At 72.5% G+C, this 17,452-nt stretch carries 13 protein-coding genes; 10 read left to right on the forward strand and 3 right to left on the reverse strand.

Translation table 11 applies throughout. The features are described 5' to 3' along the window. Positions 1–144 precede the first annotated feature (144 nt). Entirely contained in the window at positions 145–582 is a 438-nt protein-coding gene (locus GBN72_RS19060; protein WP_218042065.1) for a DUF3052 domain-containing protein, read from the reverse strand. A 463-nt stretch (positions 583–1,045) separates the two neighbouring features. Here GBN72_RS19060 and aceE point away from each other — a divergent pair, with 463 nt between their 5' ends. The 3 genes from aceE to GBN72_RS19075 all read left to right on the forward strand — a co-directional run bounded on the left by aceE (position 1,046) and on the right by GBN72_RS19075 (position 7,520). Continuing rightward, positions 1,046–3,802: a pyruvate dehydrogenase (acetyl-transferring), homodimeric type gene (gene aceE, locus GBN72_RS19065; protein ID WP_151773045.1), complete on the forward strand. Its 2,757-nt coding sequence runs from the start codon at positions 1,046–1,048 to the stop codon at positions 3,800–3,802. Between the two features lie 836 nt (positions 3,803–4,638). After that, on the forward strand, positions 4,639–5,871 hold the full coding sequence (locus GBN72_RS19070; protein ID WP_151773046.1) for a hypothetical protein: 1,233 nt from the start codon (positions 4,639–4,641) through the stop codon (positions 5,869–5,871). 116 nt (positions 5,872–5,987) lie between these two features. Beyond that, on the forward strand, positions 5,988–7,520 hold the full coding sequence (locus GBN72_RS19075) for a hypothetical protein (protein ID WP_151773047.1): 1,533 nt from the start codon (positions 5,988–5,990) through the stop codon (positions 7,518–7,520). 106 nt (positions 7,521–7,626) lie between these two features. On the opposite strand, the gene GBN72_RS19080 is transcribed toward GBN72_RS19075, so the two are convergent. Then, entirely contained in the window at positions 7,627–7,932 is a 306-nt protein-coding gene (locus GBN72_RS19080) for a small hydrophobic protein (RefSeq protein ID WP_151773048.1), read from the reverse strand. Between the two features lie 134 nt (positions 7,933–8,066). Here GBN72_RS19080 and GBN72_RS19085 point away from each other — a divergent pair, with 134 nt between their 5' ends. Next, positions 8,067–9,302 (forward strand): alpha/beta hydrolase, encoded by a 1,236-nt coding sequence (locus tag GBN72_RS19085; RefSeq protein WP_151773049.1) that lies wholly within the window; start codon positions 8,067–8,069, stop codon positions 9,300–9,302. Between the two features lie 67 nt (positions 9,303–9,369). Beyond that, positions 9,370–10,263 carry a DUF4429 domain-containing protein gene (locus tag GBN72_RS19090; protein ID WP_151773050.1) on the forward strand — a complete coding sequence of 298 codons (894 nt, stop codon included), beginning with the start codon at positions 9,370–9,372 and terminating at the stop codon, positions 10,261–10,263. Positions 10,264–10,338: 75 nt separating this feature from the next. On the opposite strand, the gene GBN72_RS19095 is transcribed toward GBN72_RS19090, so the two are convergent. Further along, positions 10,339–11,145: a GntR family transcriptional regulator gene (locus GBN72_RS19095; RefSeq protein WP_151773321.1), complete on the reverse strand. Its 807-nt coding sequence runs from the start codon at positions 11,143–11,145 to the stop codon at positions 10,339–10,341. A gap of 205 nt (positions 11,146–11,350) precedes the next feature. Here GBN72_RS19095 and GBN72_RS19100 point away from each other — a divergent pair, with 205 nt between their 5' ends. The 5 genes from GBN72_RS19100 (at position 11,351) to GBN72_RS19120 (ending at position 17,253) form a co-directional block, all read left to right on the forward strand. Beyond that, positions 11,351–12,637, forward strand: a complete 1,287-nt coding sequence (locus tag GBN72_RS19100) for an extracellular solute-binding protein (RefSeq protein ID WP_151773051.1) — start codon at positions 11,351–11,353, stop codon at positions 12,635–12,637. After that, positions 12,634–13,566, forward strand: coding sequence for a carbohydrate ABC transporter permease (locus GBN72_RS19105; RefSeq protein WP_151773052.1), 933 nt, complete (start codon positions 12,634–12,636; stop codon positions 13,564–13,566). Before GBN72_RS19100 ends, GBN72_RS19105 begins: the two co-directional genes overlap by 4 nt. Then, positions 13,563–14,471 (forward strand): carbohydrate ABC transporter permease, encoded by a 909-nt coding sequence (locus GBN72_RS19110; RefSeq protein WP_174887161.1) that lies wholly within the window; start codon positions 13,563–13,565, stop codon positions 14,469–14,471. The genes GBN72_RS19105 and GBN72_RS19110 overlap by 4 nt, the downstream gene beginning before the upstream one ends. Positions 14,472–14,570: 99 nt before the next feature. Next, positions 14,571–16,022 carry a cellulose binding domain-containing protein gene (locus tag GBN72_RS19115; RefSeq protein WP_151773053.1) on the forward strand — a complete coding sequence of 484 codons (1,452 nt, stop codon included), beginning with the start codon at positions 14,571–14,573 and terminating at the stop codon, positions 16,020–16,022. 412 nt (positions 16,023–16,434) lie between these two features. Continuing rightward, positions 16,435–17,253 (forward strand): serine hydrolase domain-containing protein, encoded by an 819-nt coding sequence (locus GBN72_RS19120; RefSeq protein WP_151773054.1) that lies wholly within the window; start codon positions 16,435–16,437, stop codon positions 17,251–17,253. Positions 17,254–17,452 lie beyond the last annotated feature (199 nt).

The raw sequence follows: 17,452 nt of genomic DNA on the forward strand, positions 1-17,452 counted from the left end.
TGTTCCCTTCGGTGGCTGCACAACTGGGCGAATGACACCCTACGCGGCCTGCGGAAACCGCGGGAAAACGCCGCGGGGGGACGGACGGGCCGCACGGCCCGTCCGTCCCCCCGCAGTCGGGGTCGTCCTCCTCGGGGAGGCACGTCACCGCTTGGTCTTGGCGCCCTTCGGCGTCAGCAGGCGGCTGCCGCTCCAGTCCTTGCCCACGCTGACGCTCTTGGTCGCGGAAAGCCCCGCGGTCGTCGCGGCTTCGGCGATCTCACTCGGCTCCACGTAGCCGTCACGGCCCGTCTTGGGCGTGAGGAGCAGGATCGAGCCGCCTTCCTCGATGTACGTGGTGGCGTCCACCAGCGCATCGGTCAGGTCGCCGTCGTCGTCGCGGAACCACAGCACCACGGCATCGGCCACGTCGTCGTATTCCTCGTCGACCAGCTCGCTGCCGATGACTTCCTCGATGGCCTCGCGAAGCTCCTGATCGACGTCGTCGTCGTAGCCGATCTCCTGGACCACCTGCTCGGGCTGGAACCCCAGCCTGGCGGCAGGGTTCGTCCGCTCCTCCGCGTGGTCCGCGGTCGCGCTCACGGGTTGCCTCCTGATCATGTTGCGAATTGTGTCTCCTCCGGCTCGCCCAGGAGGCTGCCGGGGGAAGGGTTCGAGCCACGCGCGTGCGCGAAGCATTGGCCGTAGTCCACACGGGCGGGACCGATCGCGCAAGTACCCGGCCGTCGAGACCGCCGAAACGGTGACGTTCCCGGCGGCGCGGTGGCAAGTTCCGGGCGCCGATCCCGGCCCCGGGTGACGCAGGCCACACTATTCTGTCCTCTTTGCCGCTTTTGGCGGACACCATGCGTGCGACATGCGAATTGTTTTGCGAAACCTGTCAGGAGTGAGCGTATTCGCTTTCGGTGACCCGCGCGTCACGGGGGTCGGCCGCGGGCCGTCCGCCCGCCCGGGCCCGCGGGAGGTGAGGTTCACGATCAGCGGGTACACCATGGGAGAAACCCACTGAGAACGACAGGACTCCCTGCGAGAGCGAAGGAACGCCGTGGCTTCCGGACCCGGACCAGATCGCGCCCCGATCATCATCGGCGGCCTGCCCAGCCAGGTCCCCGACTTCGACCCCGAGGAGACCCGGGAGTGGCTCGACTCCCTCGACGCCGCGATCGACGAGCGGGGCCGCGACCGGGCGCGCTACCTGATGCTGCGCATGATCGAGCGGGCCCGCGAGAAGCGCGTGGCCGTGCCCGAGATGCGCAGCACGGACTACGTCAACACGATCGCCACCAAGGCCGAGCCGTTCTTCCCGGGCAACGAGGAGATCGAACGCAAGATCCTCAACGCGACCCGCTGGAACGCCGCGGTGATGGTCTCCCGCGCGCAGCGGCCGGGGGTCGGCGTGGGCGGCCACATCGCCACCTTCGCCTCCTCCGCCTCGCTGTACGACGTGGGCTTCAACCACTTCTTCCGGGGCAAGGACGGCGGTGACGGCGGCGACCAGATCTTCTTCCAGGGCCACGCCTCCCCCGGCATCTACGCCCGCGCATTCCTGCTGGACCGGCTCTCCGAGGCGCAGCTGAACGGCTTCCGCCAGGAGAAGTCGAAGGCCCCGGACTGCCTGTCCTCGTACCCGCACCCGCGCTCCATGCCGGACTTCTGGGAGTTCCCGACGGTCTCCATGGGCCTGGGTCCGCTGGGGGCGATCTACCAGGCGCGGATGAACCGCTACATGGAGGCGCGCGGCATCGCGGACACCTCGCGCTCCCACGTCTGGGCGTTCCTCGGCGACGGCGAGATGGACGAGCCGGAGTCGCTGGGCCAGCTCTCCCTGGCCGCCCGTGAGGGGCTGGACAACCTGACCTTCGTGGTCAACTGCAACCTGCAGCGGCTGGACGGGCCGGTACGCGGCAACGGGAAGATCATCCAGGAGCTGGAGTCGGTCTTCCGGGGCGCCGGCTGGAACGTGATCAAGCTGATCTGGGACCGCAGCTGGGACCCGCTGCTGGCCCAGGACCGCGACGGCGTCCTCGTGGACAAGATGAACCGGACGCCCGACGGCCAGTTCCAGACCTACGCCACCGAGTCCGGCGCGTACATCCGCGACCACTTCTTCGGCGGCGACCACCGGCTGCGCGCGATGGTCGAGAACATGACCGACGACCAGATCCTCCACCTGGGCCGCGGCGGCCACGACCACCGGAAGATCTTCGCGGCCTACTCGGCGGCGCTGGCCCACAAGGGGCAGCCGACGGTCGTCCTGGCCAAGACGATCAAGGGCTGGACGCTGGGGCCCAACTTCGAGGGCCGCAACGCCACGCACCAGATGAAGAAGCTGACGGTCGACGACCTCAAGCGCTTCCGCGACCGGCTGCACCTGCCGATCGCCGACAAGCAGCTGGAGGACCCCTACGAGGCCCCGTACTTCCACCCGGGCAAGGACTCCGAGGAGATCCAGTACATGCACGACCGGCGCCGCGCGCTGGACGGCTACGTGCCCACCCGGGTGCTGCGCTCCAAGCCGCTGACGCTGCCGGGCGACCAGGCGTACGCGGCGGTGAAGAAGGGCTCGGGCAAGCAGACCATCGCCACCACCATGGCGTTCGTCCGGCTGCTGAAGGACCTGATGCGGGACAAGGAGATCGGCAGGCGGTTCGTGCTGATCGCGCCGGACGAGTACCGCACGTTCGGCATGGACTCGTTCTTCCCGAGCGCCAAGATCTACAACCCGATGGGCCAGCAGTACGAGTCCGTCGACCGCGACCTGCTGCTCGCCTACAAGGAGTCACCGACCGGCCAGCTCCTGCACGACGGCATCTCCGAGGCCGGCTGCACCGCCTCGCTGATCGCCGCGGGCTCGGCCCACGCCACGCACGGCGAACCGTTGATCCCGGTGTACGTCTTCTACTCGATGTTCGGGTTCCAGCGCACCGGTGACCAGTTCTGGCAGATGGCCGACCAGATGGCGCGCGGTTTCGTGCTGGGCGCGACCGCGGGGCGCACCACGCTGACCGGTGAGGGGCTCCAGCACGCGGACGGCCACTCCCAGCTGCTGGCCTCGACCAACCCGGCGTGCGTGGCCTACGACCCGGCGTTCGGGTTCGAGATCGCGCACATCGTGCGGGACGGGCTGCGCCGGATGTACGGCTCGACGCCGGAGCACCCGCACGGCGAGGACGTCTTCTACTACCTGACCGTCTACAACGAGCCGATCGTGCACCCGGCCGAGCCGGAGGACGTGGACGTCGAGGGCATCCTGAAGGGCATCCACCGGTACGCGCCGGGCACCTCGGGGTCGATCCCCGCCCAGATCATGGCCTCGGGGGTGGGACTGCCCTGGGCGCTGGAGGCGCAGCGGATCCTCGCCGAGGACTGGGACGTGCGGGCCGACGTCTGGTCGGCGACCTCCTGGAACGAGCTGCGGCGCGAGGCGGTCGCGGTGGAGGAGCACAACCTGCTGCATCCGGAGGAGGAGCCGCGGGTGCCGTGGGTGACCCGGAAACTGTCGGGCGCCGAGGGGCCGTTCGTCGCGGTCTCCGACTGGATGCGGTCGGTGCCGGACCAGATCGCGCGCTGGGTGCCGGGGCCGTACACCTCCCTGGGCGCCGACGGCTTCGGCTTCGCCGACACCCGCGGGGCGGCGCGGCGGTTCTTCCACATCGACGCGCAGTCGGTGGTGGTGGCGGTGCTGGCCGAGCTGGCCAAGACGGGGAAGGTGGACCGCGGGGTGCTCAAGCAGGCGATCGACCGCTACCGGATCCTCGACGTCACCGCGGCCGATCCCGGCACGATGGGCGGCGACGCCTGACCCTCGCCGCCTTGACCCTCGACGCCTGACCGTCGCGCGCGACCGTCGACGTCTGCCCCTCCCCCCTCTCGTGGCCCCCGCCGTGCTCCGGACGGCGGGGGCCTTCCCGTGCCGCGGGACCGGCCCGGCCGCCCGCCGGCGCCCAGCGTGGTCCCGGAGCCCGGAGGGCCCGCGCGGGAGCCCGGCGGGAGCCGGGAGCCCGGCGGGAGCCGGGAGCCCGGGCGGGAGCCGGGAGCCCGGGCGGGAGCCGGGAGCCCGGGCGGGAGCCGGGAGCCCGGGCCCGGGGGCCCGGAGGACCCGGAGGACCGGGGACCCGGAGGGCCCGGCGCGGTCGGGGCCCGGCGCGGTCGGGGGCCGGCGCGGTCGAGGGCCCGGCGCGGTCGAGGGCCCGGCGGTCCCGGAGGTCCCCCGGGGGCTCGGCGGTCCCGCAGGCCCGGAGGACCCGAGGACCCGAGGACCCGAGGACCGGGGCCTGGGGGCCGGGGCCCGGGGGCCTGGGGGCCGGCGCGGTCGGGGGCCCGGCGCGGTCGAGGGCCCGGCGCGGTCGAGGGCCCGGCGGTCCCGGAGGTCCCCCGGTGGCTCGGCGGTCCCGCAGGCCCGGAGGACCCGAGGACCCGAGGACCGGAGGACCCGAGGACCGGGGCCTGGGGGCCGGGGCCCGGGGCCCGGCGCGGTCGGGGGCCGGGTTGCGGTGGGGCGGGGCCGGGAGCAGGCTGTTGTTGTACCGCGTGCGCGCCGTCGAGCCGTGGCTCCGGCACCCCGGGCGGGCCCGCGAAGTCCGCGCCCGCCCACGAAGCCAAGACCGAGCAGATCCCCCGAGCGCATCTGGATTCGCCATGCCCAGAACTCCCCGGAGGAAGATTCCCGGCCTCGTCGGCACGTCCTGTCTGGCGGCCGCGCTGGTCGTTCCGGCAGGCGTCACCGCGGGGCTCGCGCAACCCGCGCAGGCCGCTCCGGCCACCGCCCAACAGGCTCAGCCGACCCCGCCTCCGCCCGATCCCGGCACGCAGGAGCCCGCGACGCCCGAGCAGCCGGCGCCGGACACCCAGGAGCCGGGCACCGAGGACCCGGGCACCCAGGAGCCGGGCACCGACGATCCGGGAACCGAGGACCCGGGCACCTCGGATCCCGGGACCTCGACCGAGGAGCCTGGCACCGGGGAGTCGGACCCGGCGGACCTCCCGCCCGGGGAACAGGTCGAGCAGGCCGTGGGGGATATCGAGGCCCTGCCGGTGCCCGAGAAGGTGAAGGCGGACCTGAAGCAGGCGGTGGACAGGCTCGCCGCCCTGATCGACGATCCGGGGACGAGCGCCGCCGACCGGAAGATCTACGCGCAGGTCCTGGAACACGTCACCGAGATGCTCGGCCTGGTCGACGACCCGGAGACTTCCCCGGCGGAGCGGCGCGCCCTGATCGCCGGTCTCCAGGCCGTCGACGAGATGATGAAGAAGGCGCTGGACGACGGCGCGTCCCGGGCGGACCGCGCGTCCTACAAGAAGCTGACACTGGGTCTGACCGGCGCCGTTACACGGATGACGGACCCGGATCACGCCGGGGACGGGTCGACGCCGCCCCCGAAGCCGACTCAGGGGGTGAAGGAGGACACTCCCCCGGTTCAGGCCGATCGGACCTCCCAGGGCATGAACGACGCGCTCGACGAAGGGACGAGGCCGCAGCAGCCGGAGGACCGCAAGAAGATCGAGGGCAAGGCGAAGAGCCAGGTGCAGGCCTTCGTGACGGCCCAGGACCCGTCGGCCACGGACGAGGACCGGGCCGCGGCGGAGAAGGAACTCGACGAGCCCGCCAGGTCGGCCGGGGACCCGAGGTACCGGGAGGTCCTCGAGCAGGTCGAGGAGTACAACGCCTCCGACGCGTGCGTCTCCCTGCTGGAGAAGCGGACCCGCCAGTCCGGCTGGGCGAGCGGATCCCTCTGGGGTCTCTCGGACCCCGTCTGCGACAGGCCGAGGAGCGCGGGGGCCGAGGACACCTCCAGCAAGTGGAACAAGCTGTTCGTCTGCGTGGACCAGGAGTCCTTCTCCACCTGCACGGCCTACATCCCCGAGGACTGAGGTTCTGCCCACGGTGTCCACGAGGTCCACGAGGTCCCCGAGGTCCCCGGCGCCGGCCGGCCACGGACGGAGCAGTTGCTGTTGAGGTGCGCCGCGCCGGGTCCGAGCCTTGCTCCATGGGCATTCAGCCGTGGGTGATCGTCGAGGCACCCGACGGTCGTGGCCTCCGCGAGGTCGTCGTCAACGGCGAGGTCGTCGGCACCGCCTGGTCGTCCGGTGAACTCCGGGCAGTCCTCGCCCGTCTCGGTTACCCGGGAACCCTGGACCTGGAGGACCCGGCGGCGGTGCTGTGGCGCGGCGGCGGCAGCGGGACGTGGCCCGACCGGCCGTGGCGAAGGCGTGCCACCGCGGCCCTGATGATCGCGGGCATGCTCGCGTCCGCCGCCCTGCACATGGTGATCGGCTGGCCGGACGCCCTGCGGGCCCTGACCTTCTCCCAGCGCGTCGTCGGCGCCATCTTCGTGCTGGCGGGCCTGGTGCAGTGCGTGGCGGTGATCGCCGCCTTCGACCACTGCGGCAGGCGGCAGTTCCGGATGTCCGGAGCGCTCGTCCTGCTGGGCTCCTTCATCACGCTGCCGACGACCGCGACCCTCATCTTCATGTGGCTGGAGGAGCGGGAGTACACGCCCTACCTGCTGGCCTTCGGGCCGCTCTTCCTCTGGTCGCTGTGGGCGCTGCTGCACTGCGTCCGCGAGAAGTCCTGGAAGGGGCTGCCCCAGCCGAAGAAGTTCGCCGCCGGGGTGGCGTTCACCGCGGTCCTGACCGCCGTCAGCCTCGCCTACTCGACCATGTACCAGCCCACCGCCGCACCGATCCGCTTCGTGCTCAAGGCGGACTTCGGCACACCGCAGACGGACACCGACCCCCGTCAGGTCGCCGTCCCCCTCACGCTGTACGTGAAGAACGACGGCGGCATCCCCGTGTACGTCATCAACGACGACTACACGGTCTGGGGGGAGACCTTCGCCCCCTCCGCGACCGGCGAGGGGCTGAGGCACTGGAAGGAGGACACCGAGTCCCTCTCCGCCGTGGAGGCCGAACGGTACGCCCGCACGGCCCGGAAGGAGGTGCTGAGATCGGGACACTTCTACGGCCCGGGCGCCTGGCTGGACGCCGGTGAGGAATTCGCTGCGGAGAAGGTGGTCAGACTTCCCAAGGACGCCGACTTCGGCGAACTGGAGGCGACGCTGCGCGTCCACTTCATGCGGAAGGACCGCGGCAGGCTCGACGAGGACTTCGCCCGGCCCCGCTTCTCCTGGGACAAGGACCTGGAGCAGTACTACTGCCCTCCGGCGGAGTGCGGGGAGAACGCCGTCTACCACGGCCGCGTGCGGCACAACAACAACCTGGTGAACGTGACGCGACGGCCGAGGTACGTGACGGCCTTCTGGGGACCGCGCACCGGACTCGACGTCTTCATCTCCTCGTTCGACTTCAGGAAGCGGTCGCTCTACGTGCACCGCGAGGGCGTCGACACGGCGGAGGCGCAGCGGGAGAAGGAGAGATTCGGGGCGGCGGTCGTCAGCGCGAACGCGAAGATCCTCACCGCCGGCTTCCTGCGGCCTCCGGGGAGCCGGCCTCCCGAGGACCGGCCGCCCAGGGACGCGCCTTCCGAGGACCGGCCTCCCGGCGACGAGGAAGGGCGCTGACGCACGGACGCCCGCGGCGGGCCGCCCGGCCCGGGGCGTCCGCACGCGGCGAAGGGCGTCGGAGCGGAGAGGAGTCGCTCCGGCGCCCTGCCGCGGGGTCAGCGGGTCAGAGGAGACCCGCGCCCGTGCCCGTTCCGGCGAGGAAGATCAACGCCAGGACGGTGTCGATCGCACCGAGGACGACCGCGACCAGTGCCGGCCATCCGGCACTCGCGCCCTTCCAGGTGCGTCCCATCGCGAGCCAGCCGCACACCACCGCCACCGGGCCGAGGATGATCCCGGCGACGAAGAGTCCGGCCACCGCGCAAACGACTCCGATGATCGCGAGCGTCGCGCTGTCCGGCCCGCTCCGTGACGGGTTCACGCCACGTGAGCGGGGGTGCCTGCGCGCGCCTTGTCCGAAGCCGGCCATATCAACTCCCTTGCACCCTCTGCCTTGTAGGGGCGCCCATCGGGTTCTCTGGTCGGATTGCCCGCAATCCGCGCTCCACGCATGCCAGTTGCGGATTTCCGGCGAGGGGCCCGCCTCTCCTAGGGTTCCCCCCGATGACGATCACGCGGACCCGCCCCACCGCCCGGCAGCTCAAGCCCGGCCTCCGGCGGGCACTGGCCCACTCGCTCCCCGCCCTGGCGGTGGTCTTCGCACTGTTCACCACCTCCGGCTGGACCGTCGCCCCCGAACGCCCGTCCTCCGGCGCGCTCGCCGCGGACCTCGCCGCCTGGAGACGCGGCCGGGTCGACGGCCGCGCGCTGCCCGACCCGGCCTCCTCCCCGGACCGCCTCGCCGCGTTCTTCGCCTCCCTCACCCCACGCGAGCGGCGCCGCCTGGCCCACAGCCACCCGCTGGCCGTCGGCAACATGAACGGCGCCCCCGTCACCCTCCGGTACTACGCCAACCGGCTGGCGCTGGGCGACGCGCTGCGCGCCGAACGGGCCCGGCCCCGCGATCCCCGGCTCACCGAGGCCGGCCGCCGCGACGCCGGCCGCAGGCTGCACCGGTTCGCCTCCCTGATGGCCGAGGACCGCGACATCCTGGCCTTCGACCCCGACGGCGGCGGCCGGGTGGCGGAGGTGTTCGGCGACCTGGCGCACGCCGACCGCATCGCCGTGGTGGTGCCGGGCGCCGGCACCGACCTGCTGACGTTCCAGCGCACCGCCCGCTCCAGCACCGCGCCGGTCGGCATGGCGCTGGCGCTGCGCCGGGCCGAACGGCAGGCCCGGCCCGAGGTGCGCACCGCGGTGATCGCCTGGGCCGACTACACGGCGCCCGACGGCGTGGGGGTGGACGCGGCCACCGCCTCCCTCGCCGCGTCCGGCGCCGTCCGGCTGTCCGCCCTGGTGGGGGCGCTGCCCGGCGAGGCGCCGGTGGCCCTGTTCTGCCACAGCTACGGCTCGGTGGTGTGCGGGCTGGCCGCACGGTGGCTGCCGGACCGGGTCACCGACATCGCGGTGGCCGGCAGCCCCGGGATGCGCGCCGAGCACGCCTCGCTGCTCGGCACCCGCGCCCGGATCTGGGCGGTCCGTGGCGGCGAGGACTGGATCGCCGACCTCCCCCACGTGGAGGTCGGCGGTCTCGGCCACGGCGCCGACCCCGTCTCCCCGGAGTTCGGCGCCCGGGTGCTCTCCGCGGAGGGCGCCGAGGGGCACGCCGGATACTTCGCCCCGGGCAGCGAAAGTCTGAGGAATTTCGCTCTGATCGCCGCCGGGGCTCCCGCCGCCGTACGCTGCGCACGCGAAGAAGACCCGTGCGGAACCCTTCCCACCGGAGGCTCGACGGTCTGAGGCTCATCCGACCGCAAAAAATCAGGGCTTGTCGGACTCGGGACGTCGAGGGGGAGGCACGCATACGATGACCCGCATGGGTGACGTACTGGCCGGATTTCATGCCGCCTGGGAGTTCGAGTCCGACTCCGTGCTCATCCGCTACGAACGGGGGATCCGCACACCGAGACTGTTCCACGCGCTCGGCGAACGCCGTGTACCGCTCGCCGCCCTCGCCGGGGTCGACCTGACGCCCGGCCGGCGCGGCAGCGTGGTGCTGCGCGCCAGGCCCAGGGCGGGCGCCGACCCGCTGATGGACGCCGCCGACGGCCAGCTGCCCGAGGGCAGCGACCCGTACCGGCTGGTGCTGCCCGGCGACCGGGAGACCCTCGCCGAGTACTACGCCGACGAGCTGCGCGCCCGCATCCCGCGCGATCCGGGGCCCTCGTCGCGGTACCTGGTGGCCCCGCCGGACCCGCCGCGGCAGTTCAAGGCCTACGACGCCAAGGCCTTCTTCGACGGCTCGACGGTGACGTTCCGCTGGTCGTGGACGGGGGCCTCCTCCGCCAAGTGGCGGACGGGCGACCAGTACGTGCAGGTGGCGGACCTGGCGGGGGTGGAGTGGCGCTCCCCCGAGGCGCTGGAGGGGCACCTGCGGCTGGTGCGCCGCGGCGCCCTGGACCACGGGCGGTACCTGCCGGTGGACCAGGACCCGGCGGCCGTGGTCTTCGGCCTCGGCTACGGTCCGGTGCACGAGTCGCTGCCGTTCGCGGCGGCGGTGCTGGCCGCGGCGCGGGCCCTGGGCGGCGGCGCGGGACAGGGCGGCGCGGAGCGGATGACGCCGGTGCCGGTGGTGGTCGCGCGGCGCGACCCGGCGGACATCGCCGACCGGATCCGGCACCTCAGCGAGCTACACCGGGCGGGACTGGTCACCGACGAGGAGTTCGCCGCCAAGAAGGCCGATCTGCTCGCCGAACTCTGAGGACGGCCCGGCCCGCGCCCCACCGCGACCGCGGCGCGGCCCGGACCCGCCGCCCCGCCGCCACCGCGGCCGGGCTCAGTAGGCGTCCCCCGTCGTCGACGAGGTGATGATGCCGTCGTGCGCGAAGTCCCCCGGCGGGATGCCCGGGTGGTGGCCGTCCGGCCGCCGCCGGGGGCCCGACGGACCGAGGGCGAGCCGGGAGACGATGCGGTAGCGGTCGCCCCGGTACACCGAGTGGACGTACTCGACCGGGCGCCCCGAGGTGTCCGTGGTGAGGCGCTCGATGAGCAGGGCCGGCGAGAGCACGGGCACGTCCAGGACGGCGGCCTCGGTCTCGTTGACGACGGTGGGCTCGATGGACTGCACGGCCCCGTGCACGGTCACCCCGTGGTGCTCCCTGAGGTGGTCGTAGAGGTCGCCGGCCTCCAGCTCCTCGGTGCTGAGGGAGGCCGGGACCAGGGTGGCCGGGAAGTGGAGGTGCTCCACGGCCATCGGGGCGCCGTCGACGAGGCGCAGCCGGGCGATGTAGACGAGTTCGGCGGCGGGTGAGATCCGCAGGCGGCGGCCGATGCGGGCGCCGGCCTGGAGGGTGGCCCGCTCCAGGATGCGGCTGGACCAGGAGCCGGAGGCGGAGGGCACGGCGAGCGGGGCCTGGCTCGAGGTCAGCTCCTGGGTGATCTTGGCGGGGGCGACGAAGGTGCCCCTGCCCTGTTCCCTGGAGAGCAGCCCGGTGGCCACCAGGGCGTCGACCACCGCCCGCAACGTGGGCCGGGAGACGCCGAGTTCGGCGCAGAGGGTGCGCTCGGAGGGGATCAGGTCTCCCGGCCTGCTCGCCTCGATCAGGACGAGCAGATGCTGCCGCACGCGCTCCCGCTTGAGCATCGCGCCCGACGGTCCGCTTGCCACCAACGCCCCCCTCCCTCGCCGCGGACGGGCCGCCGAGCGGACCGACCGGTCAACTGGTCACCTACCCAGCTCCTTACCACTCTTACCCAACTACACAGTATTTCCAAGGCAGTTGTGTAATTCCGCAGGGGATTGACGCGACCTCGCGACGGTGCCAACTTCAGGTAGCCAGCCGTGCCGGATGACCAATTGGTCAGGTCTCATCGAGGTGACCGTGAAGATCCGCATCATCGCCGGTCTGTCCGCCCTGGCGGCAGCCGCCGCCCTCACCAGCTGCAGTGCGGAACCGTCGTCGGACAAGGGCGACGGTCCGCGGAAGATCACCGTGTGGATCATGAAGGACAGCGTGACCGAGGACTTCCTCGCCCGCTTCACGAAGGACTTCGAGAAGGGCCGCCCCGACCTGGACCTGGACATCCAGATCCAGGAGTGGAACGGCATCGGGGAGAAGGTCACCGCCGCCCTGGCCAGCAACGACGCCCCGGACGTGATCGAGGTGGGCAACACCCAGGTCGCCCAGTACTCGGCGAGCGGCGGCGTCAAGGACCTCACCGGCAAGGTGGACGACCTGCGGGGCGCCGACTGGCTGCCCGGTCTCGCCGAGCCGGGGAGGATCGACGGCAAGCAGTTCGGCGTCCCCTGGTACGCGGCCAACCGGGTGGTGATCTACCACAAGGACCACTTCGCGGCCGCCGGCGTCAAGGAGCCCCCGAAGACCCGCGACGAGTGGCTCGCGATCACCGAGAAGCTCAACACCGGCAAGGTCCAGGGCATCTACCTGCCGGGCCAGAACTGGTACACGCTGGCCGGCTTCGTCTGGGACGAAGGCGGCGACCTGGCCGTTCGGACCGGCGGCCCGTGGAAGGGCGCGCTGGACTCCCCCGAGGCGCTGCGCGGCATGGAGTTCTACAAGAAGCTCCAGGCGCTCGGCAAGGGACCCAAGGACTCCGACGAGGCCGAACCCCCGCAGGCCGAGGTGTTCGCCAAGGGCGACGTCGCCCAGGTCGTCGCGGTGCCCGGCGGCGCGAAGATCATCGAGGAGGCCAACCCCGAACTCGCCGGAAAACTGGGGTTCTTCCCCGTCCCCGGCGACTCGGCGGGCACGCCGGGCGCGACCTTCACCGGCGGCTCCGACCTGATCATCCCCGAGGCGTCCGCGCATCACGACGCCGCGTACGAGGTGGTCAAGGCGCTGGCCGGCGAGAAGTGGCAGACGGACATGGCGAAGACCATGAGCTACGTGCCCAACCGGACCTCCCTCGCCTCCGTCATCCAGGACAACGAGGGCACCGCCGCGATGGCCGCGGCCGCCGCGCAGGGCCGCGCCACGCCCAACTCGCCGCAGTGGGCCGCCGTCGAGGCCGCCAACCCGATCAAGGAGTACATGACGGCCGTCCTCACCGGCCAGGACATGGCCGAGGCGGCGAAGGCGGCCTCCGGGAGCATCACCAAGACCCTGAACTCATGAGCCGTCCGGCACCCGCCGGGGCGACCGGGGGCGTGGGCGCCCGCGTCCGCGGCCTGTGGCCCTACCTGCTGATCGCCCCCACCGTCCTCGGCGCCGTGGCGCTGCTGGGGTACCCCCTGGTGCGCAACCTGCTGATCTCCGTGCAGGAGTACGGGATGGGGGAGCTCATCCGGGGCGACGCCGGGTTCGCGGGCCTGGCGAACTACCGGGAGGTCCTCGCCGATCCGGAGTTCTGGGAGGTGGTCCGCCGCACCCTGTGGTGGACGCTGCTGAACGTCGTCCTGATCATGGTGCTCGGCACGCTGGTGGCGCTGATGCTCCAGCGGCTGGGCAGGGCGATGCGGCTGCTGGTGACGAGCGGGCTGGTCCTCGCCTGGGCCAGCCCGGTCATCGCGACGACCACGGTCTTCCAGTGGCTGTTCGCCTCCCGGCTCGGCGTCGTCAACTGGTTCCTCACCCGACTCGGGTTCGCGTCGTTCGAGGGGTTCTCGTGGACGGCCGACGGCACGGCGGCCTTCGTCGTGCTGGTCCTGCTGGTGGTGTGGCAGTCGGTCCCGTTCGTCGCGATCACCCTGTACGCGGCGCTGCTGACGGTGCCGGCCGAGCTCCACGAGTCGGCCCGGCTGGACGGGGCGGGCGGATGGCGGATCTTCCGGTCCGTCACCCTGCCGATCCTGCGCCCGGTCTTCGGACTGATCCTCTGTCTGGAGATCATCTGGGTCTTCCGCTGCTTCGCGCAGATCTGGGCGATCACCGGTGGCGGACCGCACGACGCCACCACCACCCTGCCGGTGTACGCCTACCGGATCGCCCAGTCGCTGCACCGCTACGACCTCGGCGCGGTCGTCTCCACCCTGACCGTGCTCCTGCTGCTCGCCGTGCTGATCCCCTACCTCCGCCAGCTGCTCCGCCAGGAGGCCGAAGAGTGAAGGACGCCACCGCACCCGCCGGGGACCGTCCCGCGCGCGCCCCGCGCGGCCCCCGCCGGCCGCCTCGGCCGGCGAGCCGCCGACCGCCGAGCCGTCTGCCGCTGAACACCGGGGCGCTGATCGTCTTCGTCCTGGCGGCGTTCCCGGTCTACTGGATGATCCTCACGGCGTTCAAGCCGACCCCGGAGATCCAGGCGGAGACCCCCGTCTTCTGGCCCACCTCCCTCACCCTGGAGCACTTCGCCACCGCCGCCCGGGCGGACGGCTTCGCGCAGTTCTGGCGCAACAGCCTGCTGGTGACCCTGACCTGCGTGGTGCTCGCCCTGGTGGTGGCCCTCGGCGCGGCCTTCGCGGTGGCCCGGCTTCGCTGGAAGGGCCGCCGGGGGTTCGTCCTGATGGTGTTCGTCGCCCAGGTGGCCCCGTGGGAGGCGCTGCTGATCCCGATGTACGTCATCGCCCGTGACACCGACATGCTCGACCGACTGCCGACGCTCACCCTGATCTACTTCATGATCACACTGCCCTTCACAGTGGTGACCCTCCGGTCGTTCCTCACCGGCATACCGGTCGAACTGGAGGAGGCCGCACGGGTCGACGGGTGCACCCGCTCCCAGGCGTTCCGCCGCGTCACGCTCCCGCTGCTGGCGCCCGGACTGCTGGCGACCTCGCTCTTCGGCTTCATCACCGCCTGGAACGAGTTCGCCTTTGCCAACATGCTGATCATCAAGAACCAGGACGACCGGACCCTGCCGGTCTGGCTCTCCTCGTTCTCCAACGTCTTCGGCACCGACTGGGGCGCCACCATGGCCGCCTCCACGCTGTTCGCCCTGCCCGTCCTGCTGCTCTTCCTGGTGCTCCAGCACCGGGTCGCCGCCGGAATGGCCGGCGGTGCGGTGAAGGGGTAGGCACGCGGCCGCCGTGTGCGCCGCGCCGCTCCCCCACCACGGCCTCCGGCCCGGTGCCCCACGCTCCGGGCCGGCCACCCCCTCAGGAGAGGACGCACCATGACCCCGACGAGCCCGACGCGCCGCACGCACGTCAGACGCACCCGGATCCGCGCCACCCTCCTCGCCGCCGCCCTGGCCACCGGCCTCGGCTGCGCCACCCTCACCGCCCTGCCCGCGGCCGCCGCCGGGGAGCAGGTCAAGATCCAGTACCGGCAGAGCTCCACCGGCACCGACCAGGCCGAGCCCTGGTTCAAGGTGGCCAATACCGGTACCGCCCCGGTGGCACTCGCCCAGGTGAGGTTCCGCTACTACTTCAGGGCGGACGCGGGCGCGTCGTACACCTTCCGCTGCTCCTGGGCGGTCAAGGGCTGTGCCAACATCACCGGCACCTTCGGCACCCTGGCCAACCCGACCGCCACCGCCGACCGCTACCTGGAGATCGGCTTCACCTCCGGAGCCGGCAGCCTCGCCCCCGGCGCCGACACCGGCGACCTGCAGCTGCGCTTCCACCGCTCCGACTGGCGCCCGCTGGCGCAGGGGGACGACTACTCCTTCGGCCCGGACCGGACCGCCTACGGGGACTGGACCAAGGTCACCGCGACCGTCGGCGGCACCCACGTCTGGGGCACCGCCCCCGCGGGCAACGAGCCGGGCCCCGGCCCCACGAACCCGACCGACCCGCCCACCGACCCGCCGGGCGGCGGGGCCGCGCTCTTCGACGACTTCTCCTACACCTCGCACACCGACCCGGCGCTCGCCTCCCACGGCTGGAGCGTGCGCTCCAACTCCGGCGGCCCCGGCGTGCCCGGCGCGACCTGGGCGGCGGAGAACGTCACCTTCGTCCGCGAGGGTTCCGGCACCGTGATGAACATGGAGACCTCCACGGCCGGCACCGCCGCGACCACCGAGATGACCGAGGTCCTCACCCGCGCCACCAAGTTCCGCGACGGCACGTACGCGGCCCGGGTCCACTTCAGCGACGCCCCGCGCGGCGGCCCGGACGGCGACCGCCTCGTGCAGACCTTCTTCACCATCAACGACCTCACCGCGCCGATGGCCGACGACTACGCCGAGTACGACTTCGAGTACCTGCCCAACGGCGGCTGGGGCGAGCCCTCCAACATCCTCTACAGCACCTCCTGGGAGACCTACCGCCCCGACCCGTGGGAGGCGGTCAACGCCCACACCGAGTCCAGGACCAGCTACGCCGGCTGGCACGACCTGGTGTTCACCATCGACGCCGACGACATCGTCTACTACGTGGACGGCCAGGAGTTCGGCCGCCACGACGCCCGGTACCTGCCGGAGCGGCCGATGTCGATCAACTTCAACCAGTGGCTGATCGACCTGGCCGGGCAGACCAGCACCACACCGCGCTCCTACGACCAGAAGGTGGACTACGTCCTGCACGTGAAGGACCAGGTCCTCACCCCGGCCCAGGTGGCGGCCAAGGTGGCCGCCTACCGCTCGGCCGGGACCGCCTTCCAGGACACGGTGCCGAACGGCTAGTCCCGCGCACGAGTGCGGGACGACCGCGGGCCGCGCGGCGCCACCGCGCGGCCCGTACCCCTCCCACAGCCGCAGAGTCCTCCGACCACACGGATACAGATAGGGACAAATGTGCGAATGATTCACCGGTTCGGGTGAGTCAAGGTTGGGCGCCCGGTCTCCTGGGCAGCCCAAAGTCACAGCGGGTCAGGCCCTCCGCAGGACATGCGGAGTACGCCGGTCCGCTCGTGCGCGGCCGGAGGGGAGCGGCGGACGAGCGGACCGGCGGGGCGATTGCCGGACCGGCGGGGCCGGCGGCCCGCACGGCCTCGACGGCTCGGCCGAGGGCGAACCGTCGTACGCCTCGCCCGGCTTCGTCCGCGCGCCCGACCCCTCGCAGCGGCCGGTCCTCCGTCCGCCTAGGCTCTTCGGCATGAACAGCTTGGCGATGATCGAGACCTGGCCCGTTCCCACCGCCGCGGCGGGCGTCGTGCGGGCCGACGGCACGGTGGCCGGCGTCCACGGCCCCGTCGACCACCGGTTCCCGCTGGCCTCGGTCACCAAGCCGCTGGCCGCGTACGCGGTGCTGGTGGCGTACGAGGAGGGCGCCGTCGAACTGGACGAGCCGGCCGGCCCCGAGGGCGCCACCGTCCGCCACCTCCTGGCCCACACCTCCGGCCTCGCCTTCGACGAGCCGAAGGTGACGGCCGCGCCCGGCGAGCGGCGGGTCTACTCCAACGCGGGCTTCGAGGAGCTGGGCCGCCACTTGGAGAAGGCCACGGAGATGCCGTTCGCCGAGTACGCCCGCCAGGCCGTCCTCGAGCCGCTGGGCATGACGTCCACGACCCTGGACGGCTCCCCCGCCAAGGACGGGGTCTCCACCGTGACCGACCTCCTGCGCTTCGCCGCCGAGCTCCAGGCGCCGCGGCTGCTGGACCCGCGGACGGTGCTGGAGGCGATGACCGTGCAGTTCCCCGGCACCAAGGGGATCCTGCCGGGGTACGGCCACCAGAACCCCAACGACTGGGGCCTCGGCTTCGAGATCCGCGACGGCAAGTCCCCGCACTGGACCGGTTCCGCGTCCTCCCCCTTCACCTTCGGCCACTTCGGCCAGTCGGGCACGTTCCTGTGGACCGACCCGCACGCGGGTCTCGCCTGCGTCGCCCTCACCGACCGCGCCTTCGGGCAGTGGGCGATCGACGCGTGGCCGCCGTTCACCGACGCGGTCCTGGCGGAGGCGGCGCGCCGCTGAACGCGGCCCCGCCCCCGGCGGGCACCCGGCCTCCGGGCGCTCATGCACTCAGGCACTCAGGCGCTCAGGCGGTGAACTCCCAGGCCAGGAACTCCGCCGTGGCCGCCGCCTCCGCCGTGAGGTCGCGCCCCCCGGTGACCCGGACCGCGTCACCGGGGGCCAAGGCCGCACCGCCCACGCGGAGTTCGCCCGAGGCGAG

It is taken from the genome of Streptomyces abyssomicinicus, assembly GCF_008974245.1.
Lineage (GTDB): Bacteria > Actinomycetota > Actinomycetes > Streptomycetales > Streptomycetaceae > Streptomyces > Streptomyces abyssomicinicus.

Bases quoted from the DNA above. Each gene is read 5' to 3' on its own strand.
- GBN72_RS19070 (WP_151773046.1), top strand. From the start codon at position 4,639: ATGCCCAGAACTCCCCGGAGGAAGATTCCCGGCCTCGTCGGCACGTCC.
- GBN72_RS19075 (WP_151773047.1), top strand. From the start codon at position 5,988: ATGGGCATTCAGCCGTGGGTGATCGTCGAGGCACCCGACGGTCGTGGC.
- GBN72_RS19080 (WP_151773048.1), bottom strand. From the start codon at position 7,932: ATGGCCGGCTTCGGACAAGGCGCGCGCAGGCACCCCCGCTCACGTGGC.
- GBN72_RS19085 (WP_151773049.1), top strand. From the start codon at position 8,067: ATGACGATCACGCGGACCCGCCCCACCGCCCGGCAGCTCAAGCCCGGC.
- GBN72_RS19090 (WP_151773050.1), top strand. From the start codon at position 9,370: ATGACCCGCATGGGTGACGTACTGGCCGGATTTCATGCCGCCTGGGAG.
- GBN72_RS19095 (WP_151773321.1), bottom strand. From the start codon at position 11,145: ATGCTCAAGCGGGAGCGCGTGCGGCAGCATCTGCTCGTCCTGATCGAG.
- GBN72_RS19100 (WP_151773051.1), top strand. From the start codon at position 11,351: ATGACCAATTGGTCAGGTCTCATCGAGGTGACCGTGAAGATCCGCATC.
- GBN72_RS19105 (WP_151773052.1), top strand. From the start codon at position 12,634: ATGAGCCGTCCGGCACCCGCCGGGGCGACCGGGGGCGTGGGCGCCCGC.
- GBN72_RS19115 (WP_151773053.1), top strand. From the start codon at position 14,571: ATGACCCCGACGAGCCCGACGCGCCGCACGCACGTCAGACGCACCCGG.
- GBN72_RS19120 (WP_151773054.1), top strand. From the start codon at position 16,435: ATGAACAGCTTGGCGATGATCGAGACCTGGCCCGTTCCCACCGCCGCG.